Raw genomic sequence first — 16,954 nt, 5'->3', positions numbered from 1 at the left:
GCTGATATCGATATTCGGCGCCGCGCTGGCTTCCGACAGATGATGCGTCAACAGCCCGCCAAGGGCGTCGCGACTGTCTAGGCCTATCAGGGAAACATCGCTCAACTCTGCCATCGACAAGGAGTGACGCATCGCTTCATGACTCCAGTAACCGCTCCTGGCAATCACCAACATGCGCGTCTGAGCCAAGGGTTTGACGTGTAAGCCTGGGTGTTTTGGGTCCTGCAACGAGAAGCCGATGTCGGCCTCATGCAATAACAGGCTCTCTACCAGTTCACGGGTGTGATGGGTGGACAGTTCGCACGGGCTGGAAGGGTATTTCTTGTGCCAGGCTGGGATAATCACCGGGAGCAAGGTATGGGCCAGGGTCGGCGTAGCCATGATTCGCAATGGCTGGCCTTCCTGGGTGCGCAGGTTCAAGGCCAGACGCCGCACGGCTTGAAGGTCTTCGAATACGCGCACGGTAGCGCCTTCGAGAATACGCGCCTGGGCCGTAGGCTCAAGCTTGCCGCGCATGCGGGTAAACAGGCTGAAGCCCAACTGCGACTCCGCGTGCTGCAACGCCTTGGACGCCGCTGGCTGGGAGATATTGAGCAAATTGGCAGCGCCAGTGACCGAGCCGGTTTGCAAAATAGCCTGGAAAATTTCGATGTGACGTAACCGCATAAGCTCACCGAACCATAACCTTTGGCAATACCTTAACCCTGATTGTTCATTGGCTCCACGGCGCAGCGGTCTTTTATTGTCCCGGCACTCTCTGAGGATGCGGTGGTAATGAGTAAACATGTTGCAGTGATCGGCGGCGGCGTCATCGGATTGGCCACGGCCTGGGCGTTGGTCTGTAGCGGCCAGCGCGTCACGTTGATCGACAGCGCGCCGCGCATCGCCGAAGAAACCAGCTATGCCAACGGCGGCCAGTTGAGCTATCGCTACGTGTCGCCGCTGGCCGATGCCGGAGTACCGCTAAAAGCGCTGGGCTGGATGTTCGACGGGCCGGCCGCACCGCTGAAATTTCACCCACGCATGGACCCCGCACAATGGCGCTGGTGCCTGTCGTTCTTGATGGCTTGTCGCACCAGCGTCAATCGGCGCAACGGCGAACACCTGCTGCGCCTGTCGCTGTTCAGTCAACAAATACTGGATATGTGGCGCGATGAATACCTGCTGGACGGCTTCGCCTGGCGGCGCAACGGCAAGCTGGTGGTGTATCGCAACCAAAAAGGTTTCGCCTCTGCCTGCACGAAAATCTCCGAAGTGGGCCCGCAAATGCTAACCCCTTCCCAATGCGTGGCGCTGGAGCCGGCATTGGCGGACGTGGAAGCTCATCTGGCAGGCGGAATTTTCAGCGATACCGACGAGGCCGCCGATTGTTATTTGTTCTGCCTCAAGCTTGAGGAGCGCTTGATCGCCAGCGGCAGCTATGAGCGATTGCAGCATCGCGTGCAGGGCTTTATTGAGCACAACGGCCACATCGACGCCTTAAGCCTGGAACACGACGCGCCTTTCGAGGCCGACGACTACGTCCTCGCGACCGGCAACGCCAGCACCGGGCTGGCACAACGCCTGGGCATTCGACTGCCGCTCTATCCGCTCAAAGGCTACAGCTTGACGCTACCATTCAATGGCAACAGCGGTGTGCCAGACATCAGCGTCACCGACTTCGACAACAAAGTGGTGTATGCACGCCTCGGAGAACAGTTTCGCGTGGCAGCAATGGTGGATATCGGCGCAAGCGATGCAGCGATCAACCCCAAACGCATCGCCGCCCTATGCGGTTTATGTGAAGCGACCTTCCCTCACGCGGGGGATTATCATCAGGCTCAGGTCTGGACGGGCTCTCGTCCATCAACCCCCACCGGCGCGCCGATTCTCGGAGCCACACCGTTCAGCAATTTCTGGCTGAACACCGGCCACGGTAGCCTGGGCTTTACCCTCGCCAGTGCCAGCGGGCAGATAATCGCCGATCTGATTGGCGGTAAACCGGCACCAATTTGCCTTGATGGCCTGACCCTGCCTAGGATGCACTGATCCAAAAATGGCTCACGCATTTGCTGCGACCAACTGACCAATGGTGACGTGGCCCGAAAAGTGGATACTGCACCGACTTCTCATCCATGTGAGAATGTCGATCAACATCTCAAGAGCCATAGTCGGGAGGCTCGTTCCATGCGTTACGCCGAAGATCATAAAGCCCAAACTCACCAGCGCATCCTTCACGAAGCGGCCGCACGCTTCAGAAAGGACGGCATTGGCGCGACTGGCCTGCAGCCATTAATGAAGGCGCTGGGCCTGACCCACGGGGGGTTTTATGCCCACTTCAAATCCAAGGATGATCTGGTTGAAAAAGCCCTGCGCTGCGCAGTCGATCAGATGGAGGAGTCAAACAAGCAGGCACTGGCGCAAGACAATTCAGCAGAGGCGTTCATCGACCTCTATCTATCTACCGCGCATCGGGACTCACCCGACAAAGGCTGCCCGCTGCCGACCATGGCGGCCGAGTTGGGCCAGCGTGGACAGCCCAGCGAAATCACTGATGAGCTGATTCAGCGCATGCTCGCAACGCTTGAGTCGAGACTGCCCGGCACGGATAACAGCGATCAAAGCCTGATGTTGATGTCGACCCTGGTCGGTGCATTGGTGCTTTCCCGCAGTGCGCGCGACCCTGCACTGGCCAACCGGATTCTGGACACCACGCGCAAACAATTGAAAAAGCACATCAGCGAAGTCTAAGTGCAGGTTCCCCTGCCCATCGGCGACAGGGGAGCGGCTTCAGCGGCTCAAGGGTGCCAGCGACGGAACAACACGCTGGCATTGACCCCACCAAAACCGAAACCGTTGGACAAGGCGTACTCAATCGCCATTGGCCGGGCTTCGCCATGCACGATGTCGATACCCGTGGCCGCTTCGTCCGGCTTTTCAAAATTGAGGGTCTTGGGCGCAATCTGATCACGGATCGCCAACGCGGTGAAGATCGCCTCAATACCGCCCGCCGCGCCCAGCAAGTGACCTGTAGCCGATTTGGTCGAGGTCACCGCCACGCCGTTCTGATCGCCAAAAACCGCCTTGATCGCCGCCATCTCGCCCTTGTCACCAACTGGCGTGGACGTGGCATGAGCGTTGACGTGCTGAACATCGGCGGGCTGAATACCCGCCTGACGAATCGCCGTCTGCATGGCGCGTCGTGCGCCACTGCCGTCTTCGGGCCCGGCAGTCAGGTGATAAGCATCGGCGCTGGTGCCGTAACCGACCAATTCAACAATCGGCGTAGCCCCACGCGCCAGCGCGTGCTCCAGGGTTTCGATGACGATGATTCCCGCGCCCTCGCCCATCACAAAACCGTCACGGTCCTGATCAAAAGGACGCGAAGCACGCTCAGGCGTGTCATTGAAGCCGCTGGATAAAGCACGCGCCGCCGCGAATCCTCCCAGCGCCACACGATCGATCGATGCCTCGGCACCACCGCAAATCGCGATATCCGCTTCACCGCAACGGATCATCCGCGCTGCGTCACCAATCGCCTGCACACCGGCCGCACAAGCAGTCACTGGGGCGCCCAGCGGGCCTTTGAAGCCATGCTGGATCGACACGTGGCCCGCCGCGAGATTGACCAAAAACGAAGGAATGGTGAACGGCGACAGACGACGTGGCCCACGGGTATCGGTAGTGCGCACCGCATCGGCGATAGACACAAAGCCACCGACACCGGAGCCAATGATCGTTGCCGTGCGTTCGCGCTTCTCTTCGGTATCCGCGACCCAACCCGACTGCGCCACTGCCTCCTTGGCCGCAGCCAGAGCGAAGAGGATGAAACGGTCCATCTTCTTCTGCTCTTTAGGCGGCGCTGCGGCGTCGGCGTCGAAGCCAGCTTCCGGGTCATCGGCAAGCAACGGCACCGGCCCACCCACTTTGCCAGGCAGATCGGCCACCACGTCCTCGGGTAACTGAACGATGCCGGAACGCCCCGCGAGCAGACGCCGCCATACAGGCTCGACACCGCTGCCCAAAGGCGTCACCAAGCCCATTCCCGTTACTACGATTCGACGTTCGCTCATGCAATCACCTTTTTTAGGTTCATCAGGTTCACCGACACATTACGCGCCGGTGGTCTTGTAACGAGCCGCTGCATGCTGCAGTGACAGATTCGGCCCAAGCGCCAGACGCGCGTTGACCAATGCATCCCAATCCGCCGCACTGGACAACGACGGGATGGTGATCAGTTCTTTCTGATCCAAACCTGCCAGTGCCGCATCGACCAACTCATTGACATCCATCACCATCTCAGGCGGGAAGGCATTCAAATCAATCCCGGCACGCTCCCATATCTCGGTGCGTGTGGCGCCCGGCAAAACCGCCTGAACGTGAACCCCCTTCTCACCGATTTCAGCGTGAAGCGATTGAGTCAGACTCAGAACATACGCCTTGCTCGCCGTATATACAGCGTTAAAACGCTCCGGCAGCATCGCAACCACCGAAGCCACATTCACAATCGTCCCACGGCCGTTCTTCACAAAGCTCGCCGCTGCGGCCGAAGCAAGGTGAGTCAGCGCCACAATATTGAGCTGAACCAAACGATCCGCCTCATCAAGATTAGCCTCAGCCAACGATCCATTTGCAGCGATACCCGCGTTATTCAACAGCAGCGTGATCGAAGCATCATGGCGCAGACGCTCCGCCACCACCGTGACATCGGCCTTGATGGTCAGATCAGCTTTTAAAACCTCGACGTTCACACCGGTTTTGTCGCGCAACTCAGCGGCGAGTTTGTCCAACCGGTCCTTGTCGCGCGCGACCAAAAGTAAGTCGTAACCGCGTTTAGCCAGACGATCTGCGTAGGTGGCGCCGATGCCTGAAGAAGCGCCGGTGATCAGGGCTGTGCCTTTAGTGCTCATGGGGGAATGCTCCGAGGGTAGACGCGGGATGATATTACGCATGCAATTTTACGATTATATGGTGAGTAACATTCATCGTGTCAAGATGGGAAGGTTGGGTGGTGAGCGTCGGAGGTTTAAATGAGCACGCATAAAAAAGGCCGATCAGTGATCGGCCCTCTTGGAGGTCATGCCCTTATTCGATGGCGAGCTTGTCGCGGTTCTTGTCCAGGATCGCTTTGCCGATTCCTTTTACTTCGATTAGCTCATCGACAGACGTGAACGATCCGTTCTCATCTCGATAGGCAACGATGGCGCTGGCCTTACCGGCACCAATGCCGGACAGCTCTTTTTGCAGGGTTTCTGCGCTGGCGGTGTTTAGGTTGACCTTAGTTCCTTGGTCGGCCTGCTGCACGGCGACAGCAGGAGATGTGGAAGCCGGCGCTGTCGGAGCAGCGGTTGCTGCGACCGAAAAGCTGGTGAGAAAAGCGAAAGCGAGGGCGGACAGAAGGGAAGTACGCATAAATAACGCTCCATGACATCGTTGGGGTTTAAGCAGCGTTCCTGAGCTGCTTTTACAACTTAGTCGAAAGTCGGGGAGCGTCAACGATGCGGGTGGTCACTTAATATTTCCAGGCGTCTATCGATTTCGCTCGGCGCCCAGAATTCAACCAATACGGTACTTAGAAAGCAGCACTCGCTATAACCATTACGGTTCTTGACGGCGCTGCTGATATATCCAGTCAACAATATCGCCGTCAGGGGCATATCCATTTACAGTTTCACGCAATATCTGTCGGACTAATGTGTAGTCATCGTCTTCTACAGCGTTGATGAGTACGCTAAGACGCGACTTAAACGCATCCCATGTCAAATGATCTTCATGGGCACTCATGATCATCGGATGGCTGGTGGCAGCGACGTTATCGCCGATCAGCAGCTCTTCGTACAGCTTTTCGCCAGGACGCAATCCGGTAAACTCAATGGCAATATCGCCTTGTGGATTCTTCTCGGAACGAATACTCAAACCGGACAAGTGAATCATCTTTTCTGCCAGCTCGATGATCCTGACAGGCTCCCCCATGTCCAATACGAACACATCGCCACCCTGCCCCATAGATCCTGCCTGAATGACCAACTGAGCGGCTTCAGGAATAGTCATGAAATAGCGTGTGATCTTTGGATGGGTGACGGTCAGGGGGCCACCCGACTTAATTTGCTTATGAAACAATGGAATAACTGAGCCAGAAGAACCCAGCACATTACCGAAACGCACCATGATGAAACGGGTCTTGTTGACCTGATGCACGTTGGACCGGTCGCCGAACATAATAGGCGCGGTCTCTCTGCTCAACGCCTGCAGCGTCAACTCGGCCAAACGCTTAGTGCTGCCCATCACATTGGTTGGTCTTACTGCTTTATCCGTCGAAATCAAAACGAAATTGGCGACGCCAGCCTGCAATGCAGCCTGCGCCGTATTCAATGTACCGATGACATTGTTCATTACGCCTTCAGCGATATTATGCTCAACCATTGGCACATGCTTATACGCTGCGGCGTGATACACCGTGTTCACATGCCAAGTCTTCATCACATCGAGTAGCTTGCTATGGTTACGCACCGAACCGAGAATCGGTAAGAGTTTTACGGTTAACGCTTCGCGCACGATCCTCTCCTCGAGTTCCGACAGGATTGTATAAAGATTGAATTCGCCGTGATCCAGCAGCAGCAGCGTCGTGGGCTTGAGCAACAGAATTTGCCGACAAAGCTCTGAACCGATCGAACCGCCTGCGCCAGTCACGAGAACGCATTGATTCTTGATGCAATGCTCTAACAACTCTTCTTGAGCCGGCACAGAATCGCGTCCTAAAAGATCGGCGATATCGACTTCCTGCAGGTCATCAACCTTGACTCGGCCTGCGGCCAGATCGGTGAAGTTGGGCACACTGCGCACGTGTAGAGGGAAGCCTTCCAGAAACCCAAGAATCTCACGTCGTCGAGTCCGAGCAGAGGACGGAATGGCGAGCAAAATCTCCTGGGCGCCCGTCACCTCGATCATTTGCTGAATATGTTTGGGCTTGTAGACTTGAAGGCCGGAAATAATGCGATTGGAAATAGAGTCGTCATCGTCGATGAAAGCCACGGGCTTCATTGCACGGCCCATTCTCAAGGCTGCCACCAGTTGATTGCCTGCCGCTCCCGCGCCGTAAATAGCCACCTTTGGAAGACCGTCGTCCCGGTTGGCAAAAGGCATATGCTGCGCCGCTGAAAACCAATCACCGAGAAAATACTGCCGCATCGCAAGGCGCAAGCCGCCGATCATCACCAGACTCAGCCACCAGTAATTAAACATCACGGAGCGAGGTACGACGTGCTGATGATTGCTATACAGATAAACCACAACGCCGAGAATCAGCGCAGAAAGGCTGACGGCCTTAATAATAGCCACTAGCGCATCGTTGCCAAAATAGCGCATGACCGCACGGTACATGCCAAAGCGGATGAACAACGGTATCGCAATGACAGGAGCACTGGCGAACAGCCAGGTATGGATTTCCAGAGGGTTGATCAGGTCGTCGATGCCTAAACGAACCACGAACGCCATCCATAGCGCGAACCAGACGATCACTATATCGGTGACGACTTGAATCACACGCTTCTGCCGGCGAGGTAATGCCAGCAGAAGAGCACGTAATTTATTCATGATGGACTCAAGCAACTGTTCAATCTCCTATCGACGAATCCTGCAAGCATCAGTTCCATGGTCAGACGAAATATCGCAACAATCTATCCCATAATGCATGATTCGGGCCGTCAATTACGCTCAGCTTTCCCTGCTCTGAATTTCAGCGCCAAAAGCACTAAAGGAATGTACGCAATGGCCGTACCCGCCAAACCATCGAAATTGAAGGCCCCTACAGCGAGAGCAATAGGGAACAGCCATAAAACGTTTATCGCACCCACCGCTAACGTGACGGGCAAGTGCTTGCGATATCGACGGGATGCGAACTGATAAGCGTGGCTTCTATGGGCTTCATAAACCCGCTCGCCACGCACCAACCGGCGAAGAAGGGTCACCGTTGCATCGACGATAAAAACGCCGAGCAGAATAAGCCAGGTCCAGAAGAGTTGTGAGCAGACCCAGGCGGCTTGCAGTGAAAACAACGCCAGAATGACTCCAAGAAACCCGCTGCCTGCGTCACCCATGAATATTTTTGCGGGTGGACAGTTCCAAACCAGAAAACCGGAGACTGCTGCGGCTAATATAAGAGGCAACCAAATTAATTGCGACATGCCACTCAGTGCGTAGATCACTGCCGCACCGACACAGACGCATATCGCTTCAACACTTGCGATGCCGTCGATACCGTCCATGAAGTTATAGAGGTTGAGTACCCATACAATATAGAGCGCAGCGAGCATATGACCGACGAAACCAATGTCGACACTAACGCCCAGGACTGTCAGGGGAGCAAGTCCGCCTATCCAGAATAGCCCCCATGCTGCAGCCGCAAAATGACCGAGCAACCTCCAGCGTGCGGGAATATGTCCGTGATCGTCCATAAAGCCGATAATGGCGATTATCGAACCCGCTCCGGCCAGACTCATAAATAACGAGAAACTAAATGCGTCGGTAAAAACCATAATGACAATGGCGAGTAAGAAACTGACCACAATCGCAACACCCCCGCCCCTTGGTGTGGGAACAGAGTGAGAACTGCGCGCATTAGGGATATCCAATAGGCTTTTGTGCTGCGCATAACGTCGCAACCAATACGTCAGACCCAGAGACATTACGGCCGACCCGCCGACCAACCAACCATAGTTCATTTTCTTTCCATTATCAGAAACTGCTCAACCGTCCTTTTAAGGCCATCATCCAGAGAGACTGGCGGGGACCAATTCAACCGTTCGCGATTTTTCGAAATACTGACTCGAAGCGAACCCAACAGCCGACTCGCCGCCGCTTCCCGGCCTAACAGTTTCGCCAAGAGACTAATGACTTGCCCAGGAATGGGCGGCAGCCAAAGTTTCGATCCCATCAACCTCACAATTGCACGGGCCAAGTCGGACGAACTCACGTCATGTCCGTCACTTACCAAAAAGATCTGATTTGCAGCAGCGGGGTGATCGATACAAAGACGAATGAAATCGATCAGATTCTCAAGGCCCACAAAGCTGCGACGATTGTGGATCGCCCCCAGAGGTAACGGTATGCCTTTATGTAGCAAGCGCATTAACTGTAAGAAATTCGCCTTCACACCGGGGCCATAAACCAGTACAGGGCGAATAATTACAACCTCCATGGAGGTTTCTCTGCTCAGCGCCAACAACCCCTGCTCTGCTTCATATTTGGACACTGCATAGGCGTCGGTTGGCTGTGGCGGATCGTCAGCTGAAAAGCAGCCATCTCGCGAGGTTGACTCACCATTCACTTTTACGCTGCTGATAAATATGAACCGTTTGACCCCAGCCGCCGCAGCCTGCCGAGCGAGGTTCAGCGTCCCCGCAGTGTTAACCGCGCGAAATAAAGCGAGAGGATCCTCAACGGTATCGTTCATGATGTGGACGCGAGCAGCAGTATGAACGAGCACTTCGATTTGATTGAGTGCCTCGCTCCAATCGGTATGACTGTTGATCTCGCTCACCGAATGAAAAACAACATCATCTGGCAGGTGAGAATGTGAGCGGCTGGATGCGACTACATCCAGACTTGCAACCTGACTTAATACGTTGACGAGCGCGCCACCCAGAAAACCTGAGGCGCCAGTTATCAGCAACTTTGTTGGCATGTCATCTGTGCGCCGAAAAATCGGATAAAGGTAACATAGGGCACGGAGTCACGCGATCAGGAGTGACTCCAGCGGTAGATGGGCGCCTCAAAGGCTACTTCAAATCGAGGCTATGCTGCGCCAACCCATACTTGCGGCTCAACACACTCCCCAAGGCCTTCTTCGCCTGAGCCTCACCATGCACCAACCTGACCTCAGTGGGCCATTGCGCCATACCAGTGACGAAATCCACCAAACCTTGCTGATCGGCATGTGCGGAATAGCCGCCTATGGTGGTGACGCCAGCTCGGATATCGTAACGCTCACCATCCAACTCAACGTATCCACCCTTGGGGCCATGAGTCTGAATGGCCGCGCCCGGCGTCCCTTTTGCCTGATAACCAACGAACAGTACGTTATGCCGAGTATCGCCGAGCATGGCTTTGAGGTAGTTGACGATCCGGCCACCCGCACACATCCCATTACCGGCGATGACAATCGCCGGTCGGCCGGTACTGGTCAGGTAGTTGACCGTTTGCAGGTGTTTAGCATGAGTGTCGATGTTAATGAGCTGATTGAAGCGCAACGGGTTGCGCCCACTGTCCAGCCGCTGCCTGGCGTCCTCGTCCCAGATATCGTCGAACGCTTGATAGACTTGGGTAAAACGGCTGGCCAACGGTGAGTCGAGGATGATCGGCAGCTGTGGCCAATTGATAGGCAATGATGAATCGCCCCCCTCGACTGGCTCTACCGCTCCGAGCAGTGCTTTGTGATGAAGGATATCTTCAATCTCATACAGCAACTCTTGGGTACGGCCCACGCTGAAGGCAGGTATGAGGATCGTGCCGTGATCGGCCAGGGCTTTATCGATCACCTCCTCCAGTCGTGCTTGCCGCGTCAAACGATCCTCATGCAGACGATCGCCGTAGGTGCTTTCCAGCACCAGCACGTCCGCTCGTTCTGGGGATTTCGGAGTAGGCAGTATGGGCGTATGCGAGGCACCAAGGTCACCCGAGAATACGACGCGCTTATTGCGCACTTCCAATGGGTAGTCGATATCGCACTCCACGAAAGCCGAACCAAGAATGTGCCCGGCACGCTGTAATCGAATCCGACACTTGAGTTGCGTTGTGTCAGCGAGGCTGAACCAGTTATCGAACGGCAGCCCGATGGTCCGTTTGGCAATCAGGTCCAGATAGCGTTGCTGCTCGCTCTCGTCGCAATCAGGGTCGTGCTTGAGCGCATCTTCCAGCACCAGCGGCAATAACTTGGCTGAAGGTTCGCTACAGAGAATTGGGCCTTTAAATCCTGCCGCCAACAGCTGCGGAATACGCCCGACGTGGTCGGCATGAACATGGGTAACGATGAGGGCTTTTATCGTGTCGAGCGGAAAGTCGATCACTGAAGCATCCGTTTTAATCAACGACTTCAAGTGAGCCTCCGCCCCTTGAAACATCCCACAGTCGATCAAAACGCTGCTATTGGCGTCCATCTGTAACTGATGGCAGGAGCCTGTGACACCATCGATGGCGCCGTGATGGATAATTTCCGGATAAAGCATTGAGATTCCCTTTCAGTGAGCTACGCAAAAACGCCGCGCAGCTTAACTGTGTAGAGAACGCAGATCAGCGCACATCGTTTTACAAAACTTTTCCGAAATATCTGGGAATACAACTGCGAGTCGGGGACCTGAGTTGATCCCTATAACAGACGCCAAGCTTGCACCGGGGTCGGCCTAGCCAAAGGTCACACTATCCGAGCAGGCTTAAGCTTCTTGCGCAGACGAGCAAGCCAGGCCAGAAGCGGCCCGATGATCATCCCGACCAACAATGCCACTATCACCGGCACAGCCACTGAGAGCTGCGGTGCGGACCAGCCAAAGAACACCAATGCGACAGGCTGCTGGTTTTCCAGCATGAATACTACCGTCGCCAATACGATCAGCAGGACGACTACGAAGAATATCAGGCGTTTCAGGTTTCGCATTTAACGCTCCTCTAACCCGCTATTGGAGACCTTCCTCCTCCTCTTCGTTCACCCGATCACGCAGTTCTTTTCCGGGCTTGAAGTGAGGCACGAATTTGCCGTCGAGGCTGACGGATTGTCCAGTTTTAGGATTGCGACCGACGCGGGGAGCACGGTAATGCAGCGAGAAGCTGCCAAAGCCCCGTATTTCAATGCGGTCGCCAGTGGCCAGGCATTGGGACATTTGCTCGAGCATGGTCTTGATGGCTAGCTCAACATCCTTGGATGAGAGAAGCCCTTGATGGGTGACAATTCGTTCGATCAACTCCGACTTCGTCATATTTTTCCCTTCTTTTTCAAGCAGCTAGGAAAAGCGCTCCGAAGGTTTTAGCATGACCGAATCATTTTGAACAGCCCATGTTTCGAGTTAAATGCTTCCTGTGACCAGGCACAGCGCCATTAGGGTGGTTAGGTGGGATTTGGTCGTAGGGGTTCGGCGATGTGGTGTCAGGAATAACAATGTGCATATGGCTTGCTGCCGATACCAGGCAGAAGCAAAGCAACACAAATCGCGGGTGCAAAAAAGGGCGACCAAAGTCGCCCTTTTTCCATGGTTAAGCTGAACTTAGTTCTGCTTTTCCATTTGTGCGCGCAACAGGTCACCAAGCGTGGTAGGACCAGTATTTTCAACGGTTTCAGGCTTGCTGCGCAGGCTCTGAATCGCTTCTTTCTCGTCTTCAACGTCTTTCGACTTGATGGACAAGCTGATCACGCGGCTTTTGCGGTCAACACTGATGATCTTGGCTTCGATCTCTTCGCCTTCTTTCAGGACGTTACGCGCATCTTCTACGCGGTCACGGCTGATTTCAGAGGCTTTGAGGGTCGCTTCGATGTCATCGGCCAAAGTGATGATGGCGCCTTTAGCGTCAACTTCTTTAACGATACCGCGAACGATAGCGCCTTTGTCATTGACAGTGACGTACTCGGAGAACGGATCGCTTTCCAGTTGTTTGATACCCAGCGAGATACGCTCACGCTCTGGATCAACCGACAGGATTACAGTGTCGAGCTCGTCGCCCTTCTTGAAGCGACGTACGGCTTCTTCGCCCACTTCGTTCCAGGAGATATCGGACAGGTGAACCAGGCCGTCGATGCCGCCGTCCAGACCAATGAAGATACCGAAATCGGTGATCGACTTGATGGTGCCGGAGATTTTATCGCCCTTGTTGAACTGGCCAGAGAAATCTTCCCATGGGTTGGATTTGCACTGTTTGATGCCGAGGGAGATACGACGACGCTCTTCGTCGATGTCCAGAACCATGACTTCCACTTCGTCGCCGACTTGCACGACTTTAGAAGGGTGGATGTTCTTGTTGGTCCAGTCCATTTCGGAAACGTGTACCAGGCCTTCCACGCCTTCTTCCAGCTCTGCGAAGCAGCCGTAGTCGGTCAGGTTGGTAACACGCGCTGTTACGCGAGTGCCTTCTGGGTAACGCGCCTTGATAGCAACCCATGGATCTTCGCCCAGTTGCTTCAGGCCCAGGGAAACACGATTGCGTTCGCGATCGTACTTCAGAACCTTCACATCGATCTCATCGCCAACATTGACGATTTCCGATGGATGCTTGATACGCTTCCAAGCCATGTCGGTGATGTGCAGCAGGCCATCGACGCCACCCAGATCGACGAATGCGCCGTAATCGGTGAGGTTTTTAACGATACCTTTGACTTGCTGACCTTCCTGCAACGATTCCAGCAGAGCTTCGCGCTCAGCGCTGTTTTCGGCTTCCAGGACGCTACGACGGGAAACGACAACGTTGTTGCGTTTCTGGTCGAGTTTGATGACCTTGAATTCGAGCTCTTTGCCTTCCAGGTGAGTCGTGTCACGCACAGGGCGCACGTCAACCAGAGAACCAGGCAGGAACGCACGGATGCCGTTAACGTCGACAGTGAAGCCGCCTTTAACCTTACCGTTGATAACGCCCTTGACCACTTCTTCAGCTGCGAAAGCCGCTTCCAGAACGATCCAGCACTCAGCACGCTTGGCTTTTTCGCGGGACAGCTTGGTCTCGCCAAAGCCGTCTTCGACCGCGTCAAGAGCAACATGAACTTCGTCGCCGATCTTGATGGTCAGCTCGCCAGCGTCGTTATGGAACTGCTCCAGCGGGATGAGGCCTTCAGATTTCAGACCGGCATGGACCGTTACCCAACCAGCCTGGTAATCGATATCAACGATGATAGCGGTGATGATCGAACCGGCCTGAAGGTTAAGGGTCTTTAGGCTTTCTTCGAAAAGTTCAGCAAAGCTTTCGCTCATTTTAATTCCTGTTGATAAGGGCGAAGAATACGCCCATCTGCCACATTCCAGACAACGTGGGTTTCGTTCATATGAAAGAAAGCCTGCGGGACTCTGACTGGTCTCCCGCATGGCTTTCTGGTCATCCGATAAGGTCGCGCAGCGCGACTTCACTCAGGATGCGTTCCAACACCTGCTCGATAGATAATTCGGTGGAATCCAGCTGTATAGCGTCGTGCGCTGGTTTGAGCGGTGCTACCGCTCGCTGGGTGTCACGCTCATCGCGTGCACATATCTCATCTAGCAGACTCGACAGACTAACATCATCGCCTTTGGCCTTCAACTGCAAGTATCGGCGCCGGGCTCGCTCTTCGGCGCTGGCGGTCAGGAACACCTTGAGCGGCGCAGCCGGAAACACCACCGTGCCCATGTCACGGCCGTCGGCGATCAGGCCCGGGAACTCCTGAAACGCACGCTGACGCTGCAGCAATGATTCGCGCACAGCCGGCAATGAAGCCACCTGCGAGGCGCCGCTGCCCACTTGCTCGTTGCGGATCGCCAGGGTGACGTCCTCACCCTCGAGAATAATGCGCTGGCCGTGATCATCGGTGGCGGCTTCGAACTGAACGTCCAGATGCGCTGCAAGTAATTTCAGCGCTTCTTCATTGGTCAAGTCGACGCCATGATTACGCGCGGCGAACGCCAGCAGTCGATAGAGCGCGCCAGAGTCGAGCAGACACCACCCCAAACGCTTGGCCAGCAGACCAGCCACTGTGCCCTTCCCAGAACCGCTTGGTCCGTCGATCGTAATGACCGGAGCTTGAACTTTCACGATTGCCCCTCTTGCGCTACACGAATACCCACCTGTGCGCACAGCGCCAGGAAATTGGGGAAAGAAGTTGCGACATTGGCACAGTCATGGATACGAATGGGTGCCGTTGCTCGCAACGATGCGATGCTAAATGCCATGGCGATGCGATGATCTCCATGCGCGTGGACTTCACCGCCACCTATCGAACCGCCGTCGATAATGATGCCGTCCGCAGTAGGTTCGACCTTCACGCCCAACGCCGACAATCCGTCGGCCATGGCTTGAATACGGTCGGATTCCTTGACCCGAAGCTCCTGGGCTCCACGCAATACGGTACGCCCTTGTGCGCAGGCTGCCGCGACGAACAGCGCGGGAAATTCATCTATCGCCAGTGGTACCAGCGCGTCAGGGATCTCGATACCCTTCAGTGCGGCGTGGCGCACGCGCAAATCAGCCACCGGCTCGCCACCAACTTCGCGCTGACGTTCCAGGGTTACATCAGCCCCCATCAAACGCAGAATCTCGATAACACCGATGCGAGTCGGGTTGATGCCAACATGCTCCAGCAGCAGCTCGGAACCTTCGGTAATCGATGCCGCGACCAGAAAGAATGCCGCCGACGAAATATCCGCCGGCACTTCGATGCGCGTGGCGACCAGCTTACTGCCTGACTCCAGTGAAACCGTAGCCCCACTCACCGCAACCGGATAACCGAAACCGCGCAACATGCGCTCAGTATGATCGCGCGTCGGCGCAGGCTCCGTTACAGTCGTTTTACCATTGGCATACAGCCCGGCCAATAGCAGGCAGGACTTCACTTGCGCGCTGGCCATCGGCAGTGTGTAGGTCAATCCCTTTAACCGCTTGCCGCCATGAATCGTGATCGGTGGACGACCGTGCGCAGCCGTCTCGATCACCGCGCCCATTGCCCGTAGCGGATCCACGACCCGACTCATCGGCCGCTTGGACAACGAGGCATCACCTGTCAGTAAGCTGTCGAAACTTTGGGCAGCCAGCAGGCCGGACAACAAGCGCATCGAGGTGCCGGAGTTGCCAAGATAAATAGGCCCCGGCGCCGCTTTCAACCCATGCAGTCCGACACCATAAATGGTCACACGGCCATGATGCGGGCCTTCTATAACCACGCCCATGTCACGAAACGCTTGAAGCGTGGCCAGCGCATCTTCACCTTCGAGAAAGCCTTCGACTTCCGTCGTGCCCTCAGCCAGCGAGCCAAGCATGATCGAGCGGTGGGAAATGGACTTGTCGCCCGGCACGCGAATACGCCCGCTCACACTCCCGCCGGGAGCGGCCAGAAACACCAGATCGTCAGCGTTCGCCTGCTCGACGTAAGCGCGGCGAGCAAGGATTTTGCCGAAGTGTTCGCGAGCCATCCGCGCACGGGTGAACACGCCCAACAATTGATGACCATCGCCCGCGTCAACCGCATCACGCAGCGCATCGAGATCACTGCGAAAGGTATCCAGCGTGCGCAGGACCGCCTCGCGATTGGCGAGAAAGATGTCATGCCACATCACCGGATCACTGCCGGCAATACGGGTGAAATCGCGGAATCCGCCTGCTGCATAGCGGAAGATTTCCAGGTTTTCGTTACGCTTGGCCAGCGAGTCCACCAGACCAAATGCCAGTAGGTGCGGCAAATGGCTGGTCGCGGCCAACACTTCATCATGGCGCTCGACCTGCATGTGCTCGACATCCGCCCCCAGCGCCGACCAGAGGTGGTCAACCAAGGCCAGCGCTGCCGGGTCGGTGCCTTCGAGCGGCGTGAGAATCACTTTGTGACGGCGAAACAGCTGAGCATTGGACGCCTCCACACCGCTCTGCTCGGACCCAGCAATCGGATGGCCCGGCACAAAACGTGTCGGCATCGCACCGAACGCCTCACGTGCGGCACGCACCACATTGCCTTTGGCACTGCCCACATCGGTCAGTACCGCATTGCCCAGATCGAGCGTTGCCAGCATACCCAGCAGTTTTTCCATGGCCAGAATTGGGACCGCGAGCTGAATCACATCGGCGCCCACACAGGCAGCGGCCAGGTTGTCTTCGCAGCGATCAACCACGCCCAACTCGACAGCCAACTTGCGCGACTGCGGATCAAGATCAACACCCACCACCTCTCGGCATAGCCCGCTTTCACGCAGCCCCTTGGCAAACGAACCACCGATCAAACCCAGTCCGACCACCACCAGGCGACCGATCATAGGCTCCAAGGATTGCA

14 protein-coding genes and 1 pseudogene are annotated in these 16,954 nt (G+C 55.8%); 2 read left to right on the top strand and 13 right to left on the bottom strand.

What is annotated here, in order from left to right; genetic code table 11:
* A partial coding sequence (locus VGC62_RS18980; RefSeq protein WP_331188618.1) for a LysR family transcriptional regulator occupies positions 1-666 on the bottom strand: 666 nt, incomplete at its 3' end.
* A gap of 108 nt (positions 667-774) precedes the next feature.
* On the opposite strand from VGC62_RS18980, the gene VGC62_RS18975 reads away from it, so the two are divergent.
* On the top strand, positions 775-2,028 hold the full coding sequence (locus VGC62_RS18975) for a D-amino acid dehydrogenase (RefSeq protein ID WP_331188617.1): 1,254 nt from the start codon (positions 775-777) through the stop codon (positions 2,026-2,028).
* A 138-nt stretch (positions 2,029-2,166) separates the two neighbouring features.
* The gene (locus tag VGC62_RS18970; protein ID WP_331188616.1) at positions 2,167-2,730 is read left to right on the top strand and encodes a TetR/AcrR family transcriptional regulator; all 564 of its coding nucleotides are present in this window, start codon (positions 2,167-2,169) and stop codon (positions 2,728-2,730) included.
* Positions 2,731-2,777: 47 nt separating this feature from the next.
* Here the strand turns inward: VGC62_RS18970 and fabF are convergent, their stop codons facing one another.
* The 12 genes and pseudogenes from fabF to VGC62_RS18910 all read right to left on the bottom strand — a co-directional run bounded on the left by fabF (position 2,778) and on the right by VGC62_RS18910 (position 16,937).
* On the bottom strand, positions 2,778-4,052 hold the full coding sequence (gene fabF, locus VGC62_RS18965; RefSeq protein WP_331188615.1) for a beta-ketoacyl-ACP synthase II: 1,275 nt from the start codon (positions 4,050-4,052) through the stop codon (positions 2,778-2,780).
* A 39-nt stretch (positions 4,053-4,091) separates the two neighbouring features.
* Positions 4,092-4,889 carry an SDR family oxidoreductase gene (locus tag VGC62_RS18960; protein ID WP_331188614.1) on the bottom strand — a complete coding sequence of 266 codons (798 nt, stop codon included), beginning with the start codon at positions 4,887-4,889 and terminating at the stop codon, positions 4,092-4,094.
* A 175-nt stretch (positions 4,890-5,064) separates the two neighbouring features.
* Positions 5,065-5,391 carry a helix-hairpin-helix domain-containing protein gene (locus VGC62_RS18955; protein ID WP_331188613.1) on the bottom strand — a complete coding sequence of 109 codons (327 nt, stop codon included), beginning with the start codon at positions 5,389-5,391 and terminating at the stop codon, positions 5,065-5,067.
* Positions 5,392-5,577: 186 nt separating this feature from the next.
* Complete coding sequence (locus tag VGC62_RS18950; protein ID WP_331188612.1) at positions 5,578-7,572, bottom strand: nucleoside-diphosphate sugar epimerase/dehydratase; 1,995 nt, start codon at positions 7,570-7,572, stop codon at positions 5,578-5,580.
* Between the two features lie 110 nt (positions 7,573-7,682).
* Entirely contained in the window at positions 7,683-8,699 is a 1,017-nt protein-coding gene (locus tag VGC62_RS18945; RefSeq protein WP_331188611.1) for a glycosyltransferase family 4 protein, read from the bottom strand.
* A complete protein-coding gene (locus VGC62_RS18940; protein WP_331188610.1) occupies positions 8,696-9,661 on the bottom strand; it encodes an SDR family oxidoreductase in 966 nt (321 codons plus the stop codon). The genes VGC62_RS18945 and VGC62_RS18940 overlap by 4 nt, the downstream gene beginning before the upstream one ends.
* Before the next feature lie 94 nt (positions 9,662-9,755).
* Positions 9,756-11,195, bottom strand: a pseudogene (locus VGC62_RS18935) (MBL fold metallo-hydrolase); the annotation flags it as partial.
* A 191-nt stretch (positions 11,196-11,386) separates the two neighbouring features.
* Entirely contained in the window at positions 11,387-11,626 is a 240-nt protein-coding gene (locus VGC62_RS18930) for a LapA family protein (RefSeq protein ID WP_331188608.1), read from the bottom strand.
* Positions 11,627-11,645: 19 nt separating this feature from the next.
* On the bottom strand, positions 11,646-11,945 hold the full coding sequence (ihfB, locus tag VGC62_RS18925; RefSeq protein ID WP_268797327.1) for an integration host factor subunit beta: 300 nt from the start codon (positions 11,943-11,945) through the stop codon (positions 11,646-11,648).
* Between the two features lie 285 nt (positions 11,946-12,230).
* Entirely contained in the window at positions 12,231-13,922 is a 1,692-nt protein-coding gene (gene rpsA, locus VGC62_RS18920; protein ID WP_331188607.1) for a 30S ribosomal protein S1, read from the bottom strand.
* A gap of 121 nt (positions 13,923-14,043) precedes the next feature.
* A complete protein-coding gene (gene cmk, locus VGC62_RS18915; RefSeq protein WP_331188606.1) occupies positions 14,044-14,733 on the bottom strand; it encodes a (d)CMP kinase in 690 nt (229 codons plus the stop codon).
* Positions 14,730-16,937, bottom strand: coding sequence for a bifunctional prephenate dehydrogenase/3-phosphoshikimate 1-carboxyvinyltransferase (locus tag VGC62_RS18910; protein WP_331188624.1), 2,208 nt, complete (start codon positions 16,935-16,937; stop codon positions 14,730-14,732). The genes cmk and VGC62_RS18910 overlap by 4 nt, the downstream gene beginning before the upstream one ends.
* Between the last annotated feature and the right edge of the window lie 17 nt (positions 16,938-16,954).

Origin of the sequence: Pseudomonas sp. (assembly GCF_036404235.1) — a bacterium.
In the GTDB taxonomy this organism is placed as follows: domain Bacteria; phylum Pseudomonadota; class Gammaproteobacteria; order Pseudomonadales; family Pseudomonadaceae; genus Aquipseudomonas.
The sequence above is the reverse complement of the archived record's forward strand: the minus strand, read 5'-3'. Positions and strand labels throughout refer to the sequence as shown.